Genomic DNA, 18,016 nt, shown 5'->3' with positions numbered 1-18,016 from the left:
CTTCGCGGGCGCGCCCGCTCCCACAGGGATTGGTGAAACAGTAAGGAATGTGGATAACCCATGCATCGCCTCACTCACCTGCTGCCCTTCCTCTCATGGCTCCCCCGCCAATCGGGCCGCAGCCTGCGCCAGGACCTGCTGGTAGGCCTGAGCGGTGCAATCCTCGCTCTGCCGCAATCCATCGCCTACGCCCTGATCGCCGGCCTGCCTGCCGAATACGGCCTGTACGCCGCCATTGTGCCAGTACTGATCGCCTGCCTGTGGGGCTCGTCCTGGCACCTGATTTGCGGCCCGACCGCTGCCATTTCCATCGTGCTCTACGCCAGCATCAGCCCGCTGGCCGTGGCCGGCAGCGCCGACTATGTCACCTTGGTGCTGCTGCTGACCTTCCTCGGCGGCATCTTCCAGTTGCTGCTGGGGCTTTTGCGCTTCGGCGCACTGGTCAATTTCGTCTCCCATTCCGTGGTGCTCGGCTTCACCCTGGGCGCCGCTGTCGTCATTGCCCTGGGCCAGTTGCCCAACCTGCTGGGCATGGACCTGCCAAGCCAAGCCACGGCGTTGAAGACCGTGCAGGACCTGGCCAGCCATGCTGGCGAGGTCGACCTGCCTTCCTTGATTCTGGGCCTAGCCACAGTGGTGATCGGCGTAAGCTTCAAGCTCTGGCGCCCACGCTGGCCCAGCCTGTTGATAAGCCTGATTTTGGTGAGCCTGCTGGCCTGGCTGCTGCCTGGGTTCTTTAGCCATGTGCCGCGTGTGCCCGCATTCACCGGCCAGCTGCCTCCCTTCAGCCCGCTGCCCTTGCTGGATGTGGAACTGATCCTGCGCCTGCTGCCCAGCGCCGTGGCGGTGGGCATGCTCGGGCTGGTCACCAGCCTGTCGATCGCCCGCTCGTTGTCAGCACGTTCGGAGCAGTTGATCGACGCAGACCAGGAAATACGCGCACAGGGCCTGTCGAACATCGTCGGTGCGTTTTTCTCCGGGTACCTGTCTTCCGGCTCCTTCACCCGCTCCGGGCTGAGCTACGACGCCGGCGCACGCTCGCCCATGGCCGGGGTATTCTCGGCGCTGTGGGTGGCGGTGTTCGCCGTTGCCGGAGCCGGGCTGATCGCGCACCTGCCGATTCCGGCCATGGCCGGCAGCATCCTATTGATCTGCTGGGGATTGGTGGACCACCGGGGGATTCGCGCGCTGTTCCGGGTGAGCCGCTCGGAGTTTCTGGTAATGGCACTGACGGCGGCGGCGACCTTGTTGCTGGAATTGCAGACGGCGATCTATGCCGGGGTGCTGGCGTCTCTGTTCTTCTATCTGAAACGCACCTCACGGCCACGGGTGCAGCAGAGCCGTGAAGGGGAGGCGGATGTGCTACGGGTGGGTGGATCGATCTTCTTTGGTGCGGCGCACTACCTGCAGGTGCGCTTGCAGCGCTGCCAGGGGCCGCATGTGGTGATCGATGCGCGGCAGGTGAACTTCATCGATTACTCGGGTGTGGATATGTTGCACCGCGAGGCGCGGCGGTTGCGGCGGGCGGGGGGGAGCTTGACCCTGCACCGAGCCAGGCCGCAGGTGATCGAGGAATTGCAGAAGCTGGATGGGGTGGAGTTGTGCCCGATCCGGTTTGAGGAGTGAGACTGAGATATTGGGGCTGCTTTGCAGCCCATCGCCGGCAAGCCAGCTCCCACAGGGACAGCGCCGGCCTCAGGCCTTGTGATATCCCTGTGGGAGCTGGCTTGCCGGCGATGGACCGCAAAGCGGTCCCCGGCAATCTCAGCCGCGAGCCAGCTGCCGGCGCAACTCAGCCAACACTGGCGCCGTATCCGGCCGCACCCCACGCCAGATAAAGAACGCCTCAGCCGCCTGCTCAGCCAGCATCCCCAGCCCATCCAGCACCTTGGCCGCCCCCAGCTTCTCGGCCCACTGGCAAAACGGCGTAGGCTCCTTGCCATACATCATGTCGTAGCAAACCGTGCGCCCCGCCTCGACCAGGCTGTCGGCAATCGGCGGCAACTCACCGGCCAGGCTCGCCGAAGTGGCATTGATGATCACATCCACCGGCTCCTGCAACCAGGCAAACCCACTGGCCACCACCGGCCCCAGTTCATCGAACTCACGCGCCAGCTGCTCGGCCTTCTCCACAGTCCGGTTGGCAATCACCAGCGACTGTGGTTTGTGCGCCAGGATAGGCTCCAGCACGCCACGCACCGCGCCACCAGCACCCAGGATCAGAATGCGTTTGCCCGCCAGCTCGACCCCGGCATTCACCGTCAGGTCTCGCACCAGGCCAGCGCCATCGGTGTTGTCGCCCTGCAGGCTGCCATCGGCCAGCTTGCTCAGCGTGTTCACCGCGCCAGCGCGCCGGGCACGCGGGGTCAGGCTGTCGCACAGGCGGAAGGCCTCCTCCTTGAACGGCACGGTGACATTGCCGCCGCAGCCTTGCTTGAAGAAACCGCGTGCACAATCGCTGAACTCGTCCAGCGGCGCCAGCAGGGTGGCGTATTCCAGATCCTGCCCAGTCTGTTCGGCGAACAGGCGATGGATCAGCGGCGACTTGCTGTGGCCGATGGGGTTACCAAAAACGACGTACTGGTCCATGACGGCTCCTTGGTTATCCACAGGCTCACTGGCCGAGCCAGTCGCGGTCCTGCAGGAAATACTCGGTCAAGCGCGCTTCTTCACTGCCAGGCGCGGCCTTCCAGTCGTAGCCCCAGCGCACCTGCGGCGGCAGCGACATGAGGATGGACTCGGTGCGACCACCGGATTGCAAGCCGAACAGGGTGCCACGGTCGTAGACCAGGTTGAATTCCACGTAGCGGCCACGGCGGTATTCCTGGAACTCGCGCTGCTGCGGGGTGTAAGGGGTGTCCTTGCGGCGCTGGATGATCGGCAGGTAGGCGTTGATGTAGGCGTCGCCAATGGCGCGGATGAAGGCGAAGCAGGTGTCGAAGTCCCACTCGTTCAGGTCATCGAAGAACAGGCCACCAATGCCGCGTGGCTCGCCACGGTGCTTGAGGTGGAAGTAGCGGTCGCACCAGGCCTTGTAGCGCGGGTACACGTCGGCGCCGAACGGCGCGCAGGCCTGCTCGGCCACGCGGTGCCAGTGGATGCAGTCTTCTTCATTGCCGTAGTACGGGGTCAGGTCGAAGCCGCCGCCGAACCACCAGACAGCCTCTTCACCTTCCTTTTCGGCGATGAAGAAACGTACGTTGGCATGGGAAGTGGGCACATGCGGGTTGTGCGGGTGGATCACCAGCGACACGCCAAGGGCCTCGAAGCCACGGCCCGCCAACTCGGGGCGGTGGGCACTGGCCGACGGCGGCAGACCGGCGCCGAACACGTGGGAGAAGTTGACCCCGCCTTTCTCGATCACTTTGCCATCGCCGATCACCCGCGTGCGGCCCCCACCACCGGCTTCGCGCACCCAGGCGTCCTCGACGAAGCGGGCGCCGCCGTCTTCAGCTTCGAGGGCAGAGCAGATGCGGTCTTGCAGGTCGAGCAGGTAGGCTTTCACGGCCTCGGTGCGGCTAGTCATCGGGTCACCAGGAACGGGCAGGGAAGAATTCGCCGCGTAGCATACCACCCCCAGCCCGCGCGCCGCAGTTGACGGCGATCAAGCAAAGGCGTCCGATAGAAGGCCTTTCCCGACCCATACGACAGGAGTGCGAGATGGCCAAGCGTATCCAGTTCAGCCAGCATGGCGGCCCGGAAGTGCTGCAGTTTGTGGAATTCGAACCTGCCCCGCCAGGGCCACAGCAGGTGCGTGTGCGTAACCATGCGATCGGCCTGAACTTCATCGATACCTACTTCCGCAGCGGGCTGTATGCGCCGCCATCCCTGCCTTCGGGGCTGGGCACGGAAGCGGCTGGCGTGGTCGAGGCCGTGGGCGAGGGCGTGACCCGGCTGAAAGTGGGTGACCGCGTGGCCCATGCCGGCGGCCCGCTGGGCGCGTATAGCGAGGTGCATACGTTGCCGGAAGCAAATCTGGTGAAGCTGCCCGACAACATCAGCTTCGAGCAGGCGGCAGCGGTGATGCTCAAGGGTTTGACCGTGCAGTACCTGCTGAAGCAGACCTATGAGGTGAAGGCGGGTGACGTGATCTTGTTCCACGCAGCAGCTGGCGGCGTGGGTTCGTTGGCGTGCCAGTGGGCCAAAGCCTTGGGCGCCAAGCTGATCGGGACCGTGAGCTCTGCCGAGAAGGCCGAGCGGGCCAAGGCGCTGGGGGCGTGGGCGACCATAGATTACAGCCGTGAAGACGTGGCCAAGCGGGTGCTGGAACTGACCGACGGCAAGAAATGCCCGGTGGTGTATGACGGCGTCGGTGCCGACACCTGGCTGACCTCGCTGGACTGCCTGCAGCCGCGTGGGTTGATGGTGAGCTTTGGCAATGCCTCGGGGGCAGTGAGCGGAGTGAACCTGGGTATCCTGGCACAGAAGGGCTCGCTGTATGTGACCCGGCCCACGTTGGCGACCTATGCCAACAATGCCGAGAATACCCAGGCCATGGCCGATGACCTGTTTGCGATGATTGGCAGCGGCAAGCTGGTTGTGGATATCCAGCAGCGGTATCCGCTGAGTGAGGCGGCGAAGGCGCAGGCGGAGCTGTCGGCTCGGCGGACTGTGGGTTCCACAATTCTGCTTCCTTGAGTTCACTCCCACAGGTACTGCGTCGGCCTTGAATATGGCGCTATGCCTGTGGAGGACGGGTGGTTGGCATCGACTCGATACCATCGAGAATCGCCTCCACCAATCCCTCCGCCAATTCAATGGAATGCAGGCTCGACCAATACATGCCACGGCCTTCTTCGCGCAGGTACTCGAGGGCTTTCGAGCCCGTTTCGTAGGCGCCTCGCAGATACAGAGCTACATGAACCAAGGCGTCCTCGGCGGAAATGTTCGGGTTTACGGTGAACAGCGGTTCGTGGCCGGCATCGCAGCGGCCGAAGGGGCGAGTAGAGGTGCAGGGAAGCGGTGGATCGGGGACTATTTTCTTCATCATTGGAAAATGCTCCTCATTGCCGCCACCAATCACTACCACGTGAATGGGTGGCGACTGTACGCGAGGTGGTAGACCCGGGCATTTTCCAATCCAGGCAGGCTCGAAAGCCTCCCACGCACAGTCACCATAGACTGCCATGGAAAAAATGCATCCGGGCTACCACACCCGATCGCCAAGGTATTCAGCGACGGATGAAGCCTAGAGGCACTGGTTCCCACTGAGAAGGTGATGGCAGAGGACGCGGCTCGTAGGATATTTCCCAAGCCGCAAGCTGGACAGCCATTCGAGACAAAATCAGAAAAAACTGCGGGGTTCCGGGGCCGCTTTGCGGCCCAATCGCCGGCAAGCCAGCTCCCACACCGACCGCACCGATTTCAAGTCATGTGCAGTACCTGTGGGAGCTGGCTTGCCGGCGATCGAGGGCGAAGCCCTCGCCAGTGGTATCAGCCCGGGCGAACGACTTCGCCAGTGGCCAGGTTGCGGATCACACTCGGGTTCTTCCTTCCACCCAAGGCCCCACCCAGCACCAGATCCAGCTGACCATGGAAGTACTGCTCCACCCGCAACCGAGTCTTCGCCGCCGGACGCCCACCCGGGTTGCACGAAGTGGAAATCAACGGCCCCACCAACGCACACAGCTCGCGCACCAACGGGTGGTCGCTGACCCGCAGCGCCACGGTGTCATGCTTCCCGGTCACCCACTCGGGCAACAGGTTCTGGTGCGGTACCAGCCAGGTGTTCGGCCCCGGCCAGGTGCTGCCCATGCGGTCGATCCAGTCTTCGGGGAAATCCTCGAACAAGAAGTCGAACTGGCGGATGTTGTCGGCAACCAGGATCAGGCCTTTATCCACAGGCCGTGACTTCAGCGCCAGCAGGCGATACACCGCGTCCTCGTTCCACGGGTCGCAGCCCAGGCCCCAGACCGCTTCCGTCGGATAGGCGATCACTGCGCCCGCCCGGATCTCACGTGCGGCTTGTTGCACACGAAAACTGCTCACCATTTCTGTTACTCCGCCTATATACCTTGCTTGTGAGCAGTGTACTTAGCCCGCGCAGGCAAACCAACGCCCGGCTTCATTGCTGACCCGGCCTTCCAGCTCCAGTTCGGTCAGCTGCGCCAGCACGTCGGCCAACGGCAGCTCGCTGCAGTGGGCCAGGCTTTCGCTGGTTTGTGGCGCAGCATGCAGCAGGGCGAGCAGGGGATGGTCGAATTTATCCACAACCGCAGGTGGCAGGTTCTGCCAGCCCTGCAGGCTTTCCAATATCTGCTCCACGCTCTCCACCAGCAGCGCGCCGTCACGGATCAACTGGTGGCAGCCCTTGGCCCCGGGGTGGTGAATGGAGCCCGGTATGGCATACACCTCGCGGCCTTGCTCGGCAGCCAGGCGTGCGGTAATCAGAGAACCACTGGCCAGGCTGGCCTCGACCACCAGCACGCCCAGCGACAGGCCACTGATGATGCGATTGCGCCGCGGGAAGTTGCCGGGCAGCGGCCCGGCATCCAGCGGGTACTCGGAAACCAGCGCGCTACCGTTGTCTATCATCGCTTGCGCAAGCGACTTGTGGCGCTGTGGATAAAGTTTTTGCAACCCTGTACCGAGCACGCCAATCGTGCCCCCATCGGCCTGTAATGCGGCCCGATGAGCGGCACCGTCGATGCCCACAGCCAAGCCGCTGGTAATGGTAAAACCGGCCTGCGCCAAGTAGCGGGAAAATGCGGCAGCGGTGTCGAGCGCCGGGGGTGAAGCACGCCTGCTGCCCACAATTGCCAGCTGTGGTCGCTCGAGCAAGGCCGGGTTGCCAGCGACGAAGAGCAGTGGAGGGGCATCGTCGATTTCCGCCAATAGTGGCGGGTAGCCAGGGCCGTCCCACATCAGTAAATGCTGGCCCGGGCGCTCTAACCAGGCCATTGCGGCCAGTGCACCTTCCCGTACTTCGGCACTGCGCCGTGCATCGATGGTGGCCTGCGGTATGCCCAATGCGCGCCACGCGCCGGCCGGTGCGCACAGTGCCGATGAAGCACTGCCAAAGGCCTCCAGCAAGGTGTTAAAGCGACGCAATCCCGTCTCCGGCAGCCGGTGAAGGCGTAATCTCGCCTCCAGCTCGGCAGGCGGAAGAGGCGACGAATGGTAGGTATGCATGAGGATCATCCTTGATCTAATCGGGGCCATCGACGTGGCACAAACTGTGGATAACTTTGTTGATAACGCTTTGACAACCTGTCCATCGAATGGGCTATAAGCGGCTTTTGAAAACCCTAGCCGAGCTTTGCCAGGTGCTGAAATCCACGTTTCCCTTTATTATGTGTGCTCAGTTTTCAACCGAACGCACAGTGACTGCCTGACCTTATGGCCATCTTGAACATTCTCGAATTCCCGGACCCGCGCCTGCGCACCATCGCCAAGCCGGTGACGGTGTTCGACGACGCCCTGCGTCAGCTGATCGACGACATGTTTGAAACCATGTACGAAGCCCCTGGCATTGGCCTGGCCGCCACCCAGGTCAACGTGCACCAGCAAGTCGTGGTCATGGACCTCAGTGAAGACCGCAGCGAGCCGCGCGTCTTCATCAACCCCACGGTCGAAGAGCTGACCCATGACATGGGCCAGTACCAGGAAGGCTGCCTGTCGGTACCTGGCTTCTACGAGAACGTCGACCGCCCGCTGCGTGTGCGGGTCAAGGCCCAGGACCGTGACGGCAAGCCTTACGAGCTGGAGTGCGAAGGCCTGCTGGCGGTATGCGTGCAGCACGAATTCGATCACCTCAACGGCAAGCTGTTCGTCGACTACCTGTCGCAGCTCAAGCGCGACCGGATCAAGAAAAAGCTGGAAAAGCAGCACCGCCAGCAAGCCTGATCCCCACCTTCCAGAAGGCTTGCTCCGGCAAGCCTTTTTCTTTTTTGAAGCGAGAACTCCATGCGCATCGTCTTTGCAGGCACTCCAGAGTTTGCCGCCGAACACCTCAAGGCCTTGCTCGACAGCCCCTACGAGATCGTGGCCGTCTACACCCAGCCCGACCGCCCGGCCGGGCGCGGCCAGAAACTGATGCCGAGCGCGGTCAAGCAATTGGCTGTGGCCCATGACATCCCAGTGTTTCAGCCGCCGACGCTGCGCAACGCCGAAGCCCAGGCCGAACTGGCCGCGCTGAAGCCGGACCTGATGGTGGTGGTCGCCTATGGCCTGATCCTGCCGCAGGTGGTGCTGGATATCCCGCGCCTGGGCTGCATCAATAGCCATGCCTCCCTGCTGCCACGCTGGCGCGGTGCCGCACCGATCCAGCGCGCCGTGGAAGCCGGCGACGCCGAGAGCGGTGTGACTGTGATGCGTATGGAAGCAGGCCTGGACACCGGCCCGATGCTGCTCAAGGTGGTCACCCCGATCAGCGCCGAAGACACCGGCGGCAGCCTGCACGACCGCTTGGCCGAGATGGGCCCGCCTGCAGTCGTCCAGACCATTGCCGGCCTGGCCGACGGTTCGCTGCAAGGCGAAGTTCAGGACGATGCCCTGGCCACCTACGCGCACAAGCTGAACAAGGACGAAGCGCGCATCGACTGGAGCCGCCCGGCCGTCGAGCTGGAACGCCTGATCCGTGCCTTCAACCCGTGGCCGGTTTGCCACAGCACCCTCGATGGCGAAAGCGTGAAGGTGTTGGCGGCAAACCTGTCCACAGGTAAAGGCGCCCCAGGCGAGATCCTCTCCGCCAGCAAGGACGGCCTGGTGGTCGCCTGCGGTGACCAGGCGCTGAGCCTGACCCGCCTGCAACTGCCCGGCGGCAAGCCGCTGAACTTCAGCGACCTGTTCAACAGCCGTCGCGAGAAATTCGCCAGCGGCAAGGTGCTGGGCCAATGAATCCACGCCTCGCCGCCGCTCGCGCCCTTGCCGCTGTGCTCAGTGGCAAGGCCTCGCTGAACAGCTCGCTGCCGGCGCAACTGGACAAGGTCGATGAACGCGACCGCGGCCTGACCCAGGACCTGGCGTTCGGCACCGCGCGCTGGCAGCCACGCCTCGACCTGCTGGCCGCGCAGCTGCTGCAGAAGCCGTTCAAGGCCGCCGATGCCGATGTGCAGGCGCTGCTACTGGTCGGCCTGTACCAGCTGTTCTACAGCCGAATCCCGGCCCACGCAGCCATCGGTGAGACTGTCGGCTGTGCCGACAAGCTGAAGAAGCCGTGGGCCAAGGGCCTGCTCAATGCCGTGTTGCGCCGCGCTCAACGCGAAGGCGAGGAACTGCTGGCCGGCATGGAGCGCGACCCAGTGGTACGCACCGCCCACCCGCGCTGGCTGCAGAAGTCGCTGAAGGCCTTCTGGCCGGAGCAGTGGGAAGCCATCTGTGCCGCCAACAATGCCCACCCGCCGATGATCCTGCGGGTCAACCGACGCCACCACAGCCGCGATGCCTACCTGGCGCTGCTGGCCGAGGCGGGCATTGGCGCCAGCGCCTGCCAGTACAGCCGTGACGGTATCGTGTTGGCCGAAGCCTGCGATGTGCGCGGCCTGCCAGGCTTTGCCGAAGGCTGGGTGAGCGTGCAGGACGAAGCCGCGCAGCTGTCCGCCGACCTGCTGGAGCTGGCCCCCGGCCAGCGCGTGCTCGACGCCTGCTGCGCACCAGGCGGCAAGACCTGCCACCTGCTGGAAGCCGAAGCCGGCCTGGCTCACGTTGTGGCCATCGACCTCGAAGCCAAGCGCCTGACCCGCGTGCGCGAGAACCTCGACCGCCTGCAACTGGACGCCGAGCTGATCGCCTGCGATGCCCGCGACACCGCCAGCTGGTGGGACGGCAAGCCGTTCCAGCGCATCCTGCTCGACGCACCGTGCTCGGCCACCGGCGTGATCCGCCGTCACCCGGACATCAAGCTGACCCGTCAGGCCGACGACATCCCGGCCCTGGCCACGCTGCAAGGCGAGCTGCTCGATGCCCTGTGGCCGACCCTGGAAGTGGGCGGCATGCTGCTGTACGCCACCTGCTCCAGCCTGCCGACCGAGAACACCGAAGTGATCGATGCCTTCCTCGCCCGCACCCCAGGTGCCCGTGAGCTAGATCTGGCCACCGAAGCCGGCCTGCGCCAACCCCACGGCCGCCAGTTGCTGGCCCAGGAGGGCGGCCACGACGGTTTCTACTATGCCAAGCTGATCAAGATCGCCGCCTCGCGCGGATAAGAACAAAGGGTAGGGAGTAGCGGATGAAGATCATCATCCTCGGCGCAGGCCAGGTAGGCGGTACGCTGGCGGAGCATCTGGCCAGCGAAGCCAACGACATCACCGTGGTCGACACTGACGGCGACCGCCTGCGCGACCTGGGCGACCGCCTGGACATCCGCACCGTGCAAGGCCGCGGCTCGCTGCCTACGGTGCTGCGCCAGGCCGGTGCCGACGACGCCGACATGCTGGTGGCGGTAACCAACAGTGACGAAACCAACATGGTCGCCTGCCAGGTGGCATATTCGCTGTTCCACACCCCGACCAAGATCGCCCGGGTGCGCGAGTCGGCCTACCTGACCCGCGAAGAGCTGTTTGATAACGACCATATCCCGGTCGATGTGCTGATCAGCCCCGAGCAGGTGGTGACCAACTACATCAAGCGCCTGATCGAGCACCCAGGCTCCCTGCAGGTGATCGACTTCGCTGAAGGCAAGGCCCAGCTGGTGGCAGTGAAGGCGTACTACGGCGGCCCGCTGGTAGGCCAGCAACTGCGCCAGATCCGCGCGCATATGCCCAACGTCGACACCCGTGTTGCGGCCATCTTCCGCCGCGACCGCCCGATCACCCCGCGGGGCGACACGGTTATCGAAGCAGACGACGAAGTGTTCTTCATCGCCGCGAAGAAGGACATCCGCGCGGTTATGGGTGAGCTGCGCCGTATCGACGAAACCAACAAGCGTGTGGTCATCGCCGGTGGCGGGCAGATCGGTGAACGCCTGGCCGAGGCCATCGAAAGCCGCTACCAGGTGAAGATCATCGAGATGAGCCCGGCCCGTTGCCGGCATCTCTCCGACACCCTGGAAAGCACCGTGGTGCTGCAGGGCAGCGCCTCGGACAAGGACCTGATGCTGGAGGAGAACATCGCCGACGCCGATATCTTCCTGGCCCTGACCAACGACGACGAGGCCAACATCATGTCGTCGCTGCTGGCCAAGCGCCTGGGTGCGCGCAAGGTGATGACCATCATCAACAACCCAGCCTATGTCGACCTGGTGCAGGGTGGCGATATCGACATCGCCATCAGCCCGCAGCTGGCCACCATCGGTACCCTGCTGGCGCACGTGCGCCGAGGCGATATCGTCAGCGTGCACTCGCTGCGCCGTGGCGCTGCCGAAGCTATCGAAGCAGTGGCGCACGGGGATTCGAAGTCGAGCAAGGTGGTCGGCAAGGCGATCGAAGACATCGCCTTGCCGCCGGGTACTACCATCGGTGCGATCATTCGTGACGAAGAGGTGATGATTGCCCACGACGACACCATGATCGAATCGGGCGACCATGTGATCCTGTTCGTTGTGGATAAAAAGCATATTCGGGATGTGGAGAAGCTGTTCCACGTTGGCTTGAGTTTCTTCTAGGAGCACGAGGCATGCGCGAATCGCTGGAGAAGATGCTGGCCAAGGGTGTGGATAACCCGCTGCTGAGGTTCGGGCTGGGCAAGGCCTGGCTGGACGAAGGCAATGGCGCTGAAGCGGCGGTGCATCTGGCACGCTGCGTGGAACAGGACCCGAAGTACTCGGCAGCGTGGAAGCTGCTGGGCAAGGCGCATCAGTTGCAGGGGGACCTGGCGGCGGCGCGCAAGGCCTGGGAGGAGGGGATCGTGGCGGCGCAAGCCCATGGGGACAAGCAGGCCGAAAAAGAGATGACCGTGTTTCTGAAGAAGCTCGACAAAATCTCAAGCTGACGCGGTCTCTGTGGGAGCGGGTTCACCCGCGAATGCGTCGGTGAAGCCAACATTGCATTCGCGGGTAACGCGCTCCCACAAGGTCCCTGCTACCACAGGCAGAAGTGCATTCAGCCTACTGGAAGAGCAGTGGATAACTCAGTACCAGCGCGCCTCGCCAGCCGGGCGCTTCTTGAAGCGCTTCATGCTCCACATGTACTGGCTCGGGTACTCGCGCACATAGCGCTCGACCACTTTGCTCATCGCCGCTGCCGACACGGTCACGTCGGTGCTGTACATCTCTTCCGGCGCCGCCTCCAGAAACACCTTGAACCCCGAGCCATCCGGCAGCCGCAGGGCATGCAGGAACACCCCCACCGCTTTGCCCCCTGCCAGCATGTTCGGCACGAACTTGCTGGTCAGCGCCTGGGTTCCCAGGAACGGCACGAATACCCCCGCCGACTCCGCCGGCTCCGGGTCGGCTGGAATACCCACCTGGCCACCACGGCGCACTTCCTTGATCACACTGAGGATGCCTTCCTTGGTCGAAGGCGCCACGCGGTTGCCCATCTGCACCCGCTGCTCGCGCAGCAGGTCATCCACCGCCTTCAGCTTCGGCGGGCGGTAGAAGATGATCGGTTTGCACTGGTTGCAGTAGAAGTGGTTCAGCACTTCCCAGTTGCCCAGGTGGCTGGTGATGCCGACCACGCCCTTGCCCGAGGCCAAGGCCTGCTCCAGCACTTCCAGGCCGTGCACTTCCTTGACCAGCTCCAGCGAGCGCTGCGGCGGCCAGATCCAGGCACAGGCACTTTCGACGAAGGATTTACCGATATCCTTCAACGCGCGGCCAACCAGCTGCTCGCGCTCGGCAGGGTTCATCTCCGGGAAGCACTTGGCCAGGTTGATGCGCACGACATTGCGCGAGCCGTTGGGGATCTTCCACATCAGCCAGCCGATACCGGCGCCAACGCGCTGCACAGCGCCCCAGGGCAGCTTGGCAAACAGACGCAGCACCCCGACCATCAGGGCGCCCTTGAACTTTTCCACAGGCGAATTCCTTATTTCAGCAAGGCGCGCATTGTAACCCCTCAGCGCAGCAAGGCGGCGTAGCGATCGCAATCGGTGGTGTGGTCCATGACCATGCCGGTGGCCTGCATGAAGGCATAGCATATAGTCGGGCCTACAAAGGTGAAGCCGGCTTTCTGCAGGGCTTTGCTCATAGCCTTGGCTTCATCGGTAACCGCTGGCACCTCGCTGCGGCCCCTGAAGTGGTTGATCTTCGGCGCACCACCGACGAATGACCAGAGCCATTCGGCCGGGTTGTCCAAAGCCAGCCAGGCCTGGGCATTGCGCCTGGCAGCCTTGAGCTTGAGGCGGTTGCGGATGATGCCGGCATCCTGCATCAGCTCCTCGATGCGTTCGTCGCTCATGACGGCGAGTTTCACCGGATCGAAGCCGTGCATCACCTCGCGATAACGCTCGCGTTTGCGCAATACGGTGATCCACGACAGCCCTGCCTGGAACCCTTCGAGCAAAAGCATCTCGAACAGCAACGCCGGGTCACGCTGGGGCGTTCCCCATTCCTGGTCATGGTAGGCCTGGTACAACGGATCGTCGGTACACCAAAAGCAGCGTGGCATAAGGCTCCAATGAGTAGAGGGCGAGGCGAATCAGGTTATACTCCCGCTCTTTACATCCGCATCCCCAGATACAGGTGAATTTCGTGAGCCAGCCTACGCCAGCCGTGCGTACCTTCCAAGACCTGATCCTCGCCCTGCAGAACTACTGGGCCGAGCAAGGTTGTGTGGTGCTTCAGCCCTACGATATGGAAGTAGGCGCCGGCACTTTCCACACCGCTACATTCCTGCGCGCCGTGGGTCCAGAAACCTGGAACGCCGCCTATGTGCAGCCTAGCCGTCGCCCTGCCGACGGGCGGTATGGCGAAAACCCCAACCGCCTGCAGCACTACTACCAGTTCCAGGTGGTACTGAAGCCCAACCCGGCCAACTTCCAGGAGCTGTACCTCGGCTCGCTGAAAGCCATCGGTCTGGACCCGCTGGTCCACGACATTCGCTTCGTCGAAGACAACTGGGAATCGCCGACCCTCGGCGCCTGGGGCCTGGGCTGGGAAATCTGGCTCAACGGCATGGAAGTCACTCAGTTCACCTACTTCCAGCAGGTAGGCGGCATCGAGTGCTACCCGGTCACCGGTGAAATCACCTACGGCCTGGAGCGCCTGGCCATGTACATCCAGGGCGTTGACTCGGTGTACGACCTGGTGTGGGCCGACGGCCCGTTCGGCAAGGTCACCTATGGCGACGTGTTCCACCAGAACGAGGTAGAGCAGTCGACCTACAACTTCGAGCACGCCAACGTCGAGAAGCTGTTCGAGCTGTTCGACTTCTACGAAAGCGAAGCCAACCGCCTGATCAAGCTTGAGCTGCCGCTGCCGACCTATGAAATGGTGCTGAAGGCCTCGCACACCTTCAACCTGCTGGACGCCCGCCGTGCCATCTCGGTAACCGAGCGTCAGCGCTACATCCTGCGTGTACGTACCCTGGCCCGGGACGTGGCGCAAAGCTATCTGCAAGCCCGCGCACGCCTGGGCTTCCCGATGGCCACCCCTGAACTGCGTGACGAAGTGTTGGCTAAGCTGGAGGCTGCACAATGAGTGCTCAAGATTTCCTGGTAGAACTGGGCACCGAAGAGCTGCCACCGAAGGCCCTCGCCAGCCTCGGCGAAGCCTTCCTGGCTGGTATCGAGAAAGGCCTGCAGGCCGCTGGCCTGAACTACACCGGCAAGCAAGTTTACGCCGCGCCGCGTCGCCTGGCCGTGCTGATTCGCCAGCTGGACGTGCAGCAGCCTGACCGCAGCATCAATATCGACGGCCCGCCCCTGCAGGCTGCTTTCAAAGACGGCGAACCGACCCAGGCTGCCTTGGGCTTTGCCAAGAAATGCGGTGTGGAACTGTCGGAAATCGACCAGACCGGCGCCAAGCTGCGCTTCTCCCAGCACATCCCGGGCAAGGCCACCACCGGCTTGCTGCCGACTATCGTCGAAGATTCGCTCAACGACCTGCCGATCCCCAAGCGCATGCGCTGGGCGGCCAGCCGTGAAGAGTTCGTGCGCCCGACCCAATGGCTGGTGATGCTGCTGGGCGATCAGGTGGTCGACTGCACCATCCTGTCGCAGAAGGCCGGCCGTGAATCCCGTGGCCACCGCTTCCACCACCCGGAAAACGTGGTCATCACCACCCCGGCCAACTACGTCGAAGACCTGCGCAAAGCCTACGTGCTGGCCGACTTCGCAGAGCGCCGCGAGCTGATCAGCAAGCGTACCGCCGAACTGGCCATGCAGCAGGAAGGCAGCGCCATCGTGCCGCCGGCGCTGCTGGACGAAGTGACCGCCCTGGTCGAATGGCCGGTGCCGCTGGTGTGCTCGTTCGAGGAGCGTTTCCTCGAAGTGCCACAGGAAGCCCTGATCACCACCATGCAGGACAACCAGAAGTACTTCTGCCTGCTGGACAGCGAAGGCAAACTGCTGCCGCGCTTCATCACCGTGGCCAACGTCGAGAGCCGCGACCCGAAGCAGATCGTGCAAGGCAACGAGAAGGTCGTGCGCCCACGCCTGACCGATGCCGAGTTCTTCTTCAAGCAGGACAAGAAGCAGCCGCTGGAAACCTTCAACGAGCGCCTGAAGAACGTGGTGTTCCAGGCTCAACTGGGTACCGTGTACGACAAGGCCGAGCGCGTTTCCAGGCTGGCTGCCTTCATCGCCCCGCTGATCGGCGGCGACGCCCAGCGCGCAGGCCGTGCGGGCCTGCTGTCGAAGTGCGACCTGGCCACCGAGATGGTCGGCGAATTCCCTGAAATGCAGGGTGTTGCCGGTTACTACTACGCGCTCAACGACGGTGAGCCGGAAGACGTTGCCCTTGCCCTGAACGAGCAGTACATGCCGCGCGGTGCTGGCGCCGAGCTGCCGCAGACCCTCACCGGTGCCGCCGTGGCCATCGCCGACAAGCTCGACACCTTGGTCGGCATCTTCGGCATCGGCATGCTGCCTACCGGCAGCAAAGACCCGTACGCCCTGCGCCGTGCCGCACTGGGCGTGCTGCGTATCTTGATCGAGAAGCAGCTGGACCTGGACCTGACCGGTGCGGTCGAGTTCGCGGTCAAGCAGTTCGGCGCCAAGGTCAAGGCCGCCGGCCTGGCCGAACAGGTGCTGGAGTTCATCTTCGACCGCCTGCGTGCGCGTTACGAAGACGAAGGCATCGATGTGGCCACCTACCTGTCGGTACGTGCCCTGCAGCCAGGTTCTGCCCTGGACTTCGACCAGCGCGTGCAGGCTGTACAAGCCTTCCGCAAGCTGCCGGAAGCCGAGGCTCTGGCCGCAGTGAACAAGCGCGTGTCGAACCTGCTGAGCAAGGCCGAAGGCGCCATCGCCGATCATGTCGAGCCGAAGTACTTCGACAACGCCAACGAGTTCTCCCTGTATTCGGCCATCCAGCAGGCCGACCAGGCCGTGCAACCCATGGCTGCTGCACGCCAGTACAGCGAGTCGCTGGCCCGCCTGGCGGCCCTGCGTGACCCGGTCGACGCCTTCTTCGAGGCGGTGATGGTCAACGCGGAGGATGCCAAGGTACGCGCCAACCGTTATGCCCTGCTCAGCCGCCTGCGCGGCCTGTTCCTGGGCGTGGCCGATATTTCGCTGCTGGGGTAAGCCTTGAAACTGCTGATTCTCGACCGTGACGGAGTCATCAACCATGACTCCGACGCCTACATCAAGACGCTGGACGAGTGGGTGCCGATCCCTGGCTCGGTCGAAGCGATCGCGCAGTTGAGCAAGGCGGGCTGGACGGTGGCCGTAGCCACCAACCAGTCCGGCATTGCCCGTGGCTATTATGCTCTGGCCACCCTCGAGGCCATGCACGCGCGCCTGCGCGCGCTGGTGGCTGAGCAGGGTGGCGAGGTGGGCCACATCGTGTATTGCCCGCACGGGCCGGACGAAGGCTGCGATTGCCGCAAGCCCAAGCCTGGCATGCTGCGAGCGATTGCCCAGCATTACCAGGTCGGCCTGGAAGGCGTCTGGTTCGTTGGCGACAGCAAAGGTGACCTAGAGGCCGCCCTGGCCGTCGGTGCACAACCCGTGCTGGTAAAAACCGGCAAGGGCGAGCGGACCCTGGAAAAAGGCGTCCCGGAAACTACACTGATTTTCGACGATCTGGCAGCTATCGCCAGAGAACTAATTTAAACAGTGCGCCTTCGGGCGCATTTTTCTCAGGCGGGCATGCCCCGCAATGGTACAAGCCACTATGTCGATCCTGCAGGCGATCAGAATCTTTCTTTTTTACCTGCTGCTGGGCACCAGTTCGCTGCTGTGGTGCTCGCTGAGCTTCTTCGTCGCGCCTTTCCTGTCATTCCCCAAGCGCTACAAGTTCATCAACGTGTACTGGTGCCGTTGCGCGTTGTTCCTTGTGCGCACCATCCTGGGTATCGACTACAGGATCACTGGCGCCGAAAACGTGCCTGCTGAACCTTGCGTGATTCTGTCCAACCACCAGAGCACGTGGGAAACCTTCTTCCTGTCCCAGTATTTCTCGCCGCTGAGCCAGGTGCTCAAACGCGAGTTGCTGTACGTGCCGTTCTTCGGTTGGGCCATGGCCATGCTGCGGCCTATAGCGATCAACCGCGATAACCCCAAGGAAGCCCTGCGCCAGGTAGCCAGCAAGGGTGACGAGCTGCTCAAGCAGAAGACCTGGGTGCTGATCTTCCCGGAAGGCACCCGCGTGCCATTCGGCACCATGGGCAAGTTCTCGCGTGGCGGTACCGCGCTGGCAGTGAATGCCGGGCTGCCGGTGCTGCCGATTGCCCATAATGCCGGCAAGTTCTGGCCGAAGACCGGCTGGGGCAAGCGCGCTGGCACGATCGAGGTGGTGATTGGCGAACCGATGTACGCCAACGGCACCGGACCACGGGCCATCGCCGAGCTCAACGACCGCGCCGCGGCGTGGAACGAAGCGACCCAGCGGGCCATGGGTTCGCTGCCGCCGGCAGAGGAAAAGCCCCAAGAGCAGATGGCTTGATCATCTGTGGATAACTTGTGAACTGTTTTTGGATTAAAACCCTGAAGTGATCGCTAAGTCTTTGAATTAGCTATTTATTTCTGCGTA

Annotated in this window: 18 protein-coding genes; 11 read left to right on the top strand and 7 right to left on the bottom strand. The window is 63.3% G+C overall.

The window, feature by feature from the left end; all coding sequences use genetic code 11:
* The first annotated feature begins 60 nt into the window (after nt 1-60).
* Complete coding sequence (locus IRZ77_RS04900) at nt 61-1,626, top strand: SulP family inorganic anion transporter (RefSeq protein ID WP_046615300.1); 1,566 nt, start codon at nt 61-63, stop codon at nt 1,624-1,626.
* A gap of 138 nt (nt 1,627-1,764) precedes the next feature.
* Here the strand turns inward: IRZ77_RS04900 and aroE are convergent, their stop codons facing one another.
* Nucleotides 1,765-2,589, bottom strand: a complete 825-nt coding sequence (aroE, locus tag IRZ77_RS04895) for a shikimate dehydrogenase (RefSeq protein WP_108480411.1) — start codon at nt 2,587-2,589, stop codon at nt 1,765-1,767.
* 25 nt (nt 2,590-2,614) lie between these two features.
* Complete coding sequence (gene hemF, locus IRZ77_RS04890; RefSeq protein ID WP_108480412.1) at nt 2,615-3,526, bottom strand: oxygen-dependent coproporphyrinogen oxidase; 912 nt, start codon at nt 3,524-3,526, stop codon at nt 2,615-2,617.
* 134 nt (nt 3,527-3,660) lie between these two features.
* On the opposite strand from hemF, the gene IRZ77_RS04885 reads away from it, so the two are divergent.
* Complete coding sequence (locus IRZ77_RS04885; RefSeq protein WP_013970270.1) at nt 3,661-4,638, top strand: NADPH:quinone reductase; 978 nt, start codon at nt 3,661-3,663, stop codon at nt 4,636-4,638.
* A 40-nt stretch (nt 4,639-4,678) separates the two neighbouring features.
* Here the strand turns inward: IRZ77_RS04885 and IRZ77_RS04880 are convergent, their stop codons facing one another.
* From IRZ77_RS04880 to dprA, 3 genes are all read right to left on the bottom strand, one after another.
* Nucleotides 4,679-4,990, bottom strand: coding sequence for a hypothetical protein (locus IRZ77_RS04880; RefSeq protein ID WP_085588966.1), 312 nt, complete (start codon nt 4,988-4,990; stop codon nt 4,679-4,681).
* 443 nt (nt 4,991-5,433) lie between these two features.
* On the bottom strand, nt 5,434-5,991 hold the full coding sequence (locus IRZ77_RS04875) for an L-threonylcarbamoyladenylate synthase (RefSeq protein WP_196173026.1): 558 nt from the start codon (nt 5,989-5,991) through the stop codon (nt 5,434-5,436).
* 42 nt (nt 5,992-6,033) lie between these two features.
* Nucleotides 6,034-7,131, bottom strand: coding sequence for a DNA-processing protein DprA (gene dprA / locus IRZ77_RS04870; protein WP_196173025.1), 1,098 nt, complete (start codon nt 7,129-7,131; stop codon nt 6,034-6,036).
* A 207-nt stretch (nt 7,132-7,338) separates the two neighbouring features.
* On the opposite strand from dprA, the gene def reads away from it, so the two are divergent.
* From def to IRZ77_RS04845, 5 genes are read left to right on the top strand one after another with little or no spacing between them, the layout of a single operon-like run.
* The gene (def, locus tag IRZ77_RS04865) at nt 7,339-7,845 is read left to right on the top strand and encodes a peptide deformylase (protein WP_003260000.1); all 507 of its coding nucleotides are present in this window, start codon (nt 7,339-7,341) and stop codon (nt 7,843-7,845) included.
* Between the two features lie 60 nt (nt 7,846-7,905).
* Nucleotides 7,906-8,838, top strand: coding sequence for a methionyl-tRNA formyltransferase (gene fmt / locus IRZ77_RS04860; protein ID WP_196173024.1), 933 nt, complete (start codon nt 7,906-7,908; stop codon nt 8,836-8,838).
* Nucleotides 8,835-10,145: a 16S rRNA (cytosine(967)-C(5))-methyltransferase RsmB gene (rsmB, locus tag IRZ77_RS04855; RefSeq protein ID WP_025337185.1), complete on the top strand. Its 1,311-nt coding sequence runs from the start codon at nt 8,835-8,837 to the stop codon at nt 10,143-10,145. Before fmt ends, rsmB begins: the two co-directional genes overlap by 4 nt.
* A 23-nt stretch (nt 10,146-10,168) precedes the next feature.
* Nucleotides 10,169-11,542 (top strand): Trk system potassium transporter TrkA, encoded by a 1,374-nt coding sequence (gene trkA, locus IRZ77_RS04850; RefSeq protein ID WP_013970264.1) that lies wholly within the window; start codon nt 10,169-10,171, stop codon nt 11,540-11,542.
* A gap of 11 nt (nt 11,543-11,553) precedes the next feature.
* Nucleotides 11,554-11,868: a tetratricopeptide repeat protein gene (locus IRZ77_RS04845; protein WP_046615308.1), complete on the top strand. Its 315-nt coding sequence runs from the start codon at nt 11,554-11,556 to the stop codon at nt 11,866-11,868.
* Nucleotides 11,869-12,006: 138 nt separating this feature from the next.
* Here IRZ77_RS04845 and IRZ77_RS04840 read toward each other — a convergent pair whose 3' ends face one another.
* Both IRZ77_RS04840 and IRZ77_RS04835 read right to left on the bottom strand, forming a co-directional pair.
* Complete coding sequence (locus IRZ77_RS04840; RefSeq protein ID WP_046615309.1) at nt 12,007-12,894, bottom strand: lysophospholipid acyltransferase; 888 nt, start codon at nt 12,892-12,894, stop codon at nt 12,007-12,009.
* 41 nt (nt 12,895-12,935) lie between these two features.
* Nucleotides 12,936-13,487 carry a DNA-3-methyladenine glycosylase I gene (locus tag IRZ77_RS04835; protein WP_046615310.1) on the bottom strand — a complete coding sequence of 184 codons (552 nt, stop codon included), beginning with the start codon at nt 13,485-13,487 and terminating at the stop codon, nt 12,936-12,938.
* A gap of 83 nt (nt 13,488-13,570) precedes the next feature.
* Here IRZ77_RS04835 and glyQ point away from each other — a divergent pair, with 83 nt between their 5' ends.
* Genes glyQ through IRZ77_RS04815 form a run of 4 tightly spaced genes read left to right on the top strand, consistent with a single transcriptional unit; the run spans nt 13,571 to nt 17,929 of the window.
* Nucleotides 13,571-14,518 carry a glycine--tRNA ligase subunit alpha gene (gene glyQ, locus IRZ77_RS04830; protein WP_023377955.1) on the top strand — a complete coding sequence of 316 codons (948 nt, stop codon included), beginning with the start codon at nt 13,571-13,573 and terminating at the stop codon, nt 14,516-14,518.
* Entirely contained in the window at nt 14,515-16,566 is a 2,052-nt protein-coding gene (glyS, locus tag IRZ77_RS04825; protein ID WP_196173023.1) for a glycine--tRNA ligase subunit beta, read from the top strand. Before glyQ ends, glyS begins: the two co-directional genes overlap by 4 nt.
* Before the next feature lie 3 nt (nt 16,567-16,569).
* On the top strand, nt 16,570-17,097 hold the full coding sequence (gmhB, locus tag IRZ77_RS04820) for a D-glycero-beta-D-manno-heptose 1,7-bisphosphate 7-phosphatase (protein WP_108480417.1): 528 nt from the start codon (nt 16,570-16,572) through the stop codon (nt 17,095-17,097).
* A 46-nt stretch (nt 17,098-17,143) separates the two neighbouring features.
* Nucleotides 17,144-17,929, top strand: coding sequence for a lysophospholipid acyltransferase family protein (locus tag IRZ77_RS04815; protein WP_135002150.1), 786 nt, complete (start codon nt 17,144-17,146; stop codon nt 17,927-17,929).
* The last annotated feature ends 87 nt before the right edge of the window (nt 17,930-18,016 follow it).

The organism is Pseudomonas pudica (assembly GCF_015680405.1).
Lineage (GTDB): Bacteria > Pseudomonadota > Gammaproteobacteria > Pseudomonadales > Pseudomonadaceae > Aquipseudomonas > Aquipseudomonas pudica.
Note: the sequence above shows the minus strand (reverse complement) of the source record. Positions and strands in the feature narration are given on the sequence as shown.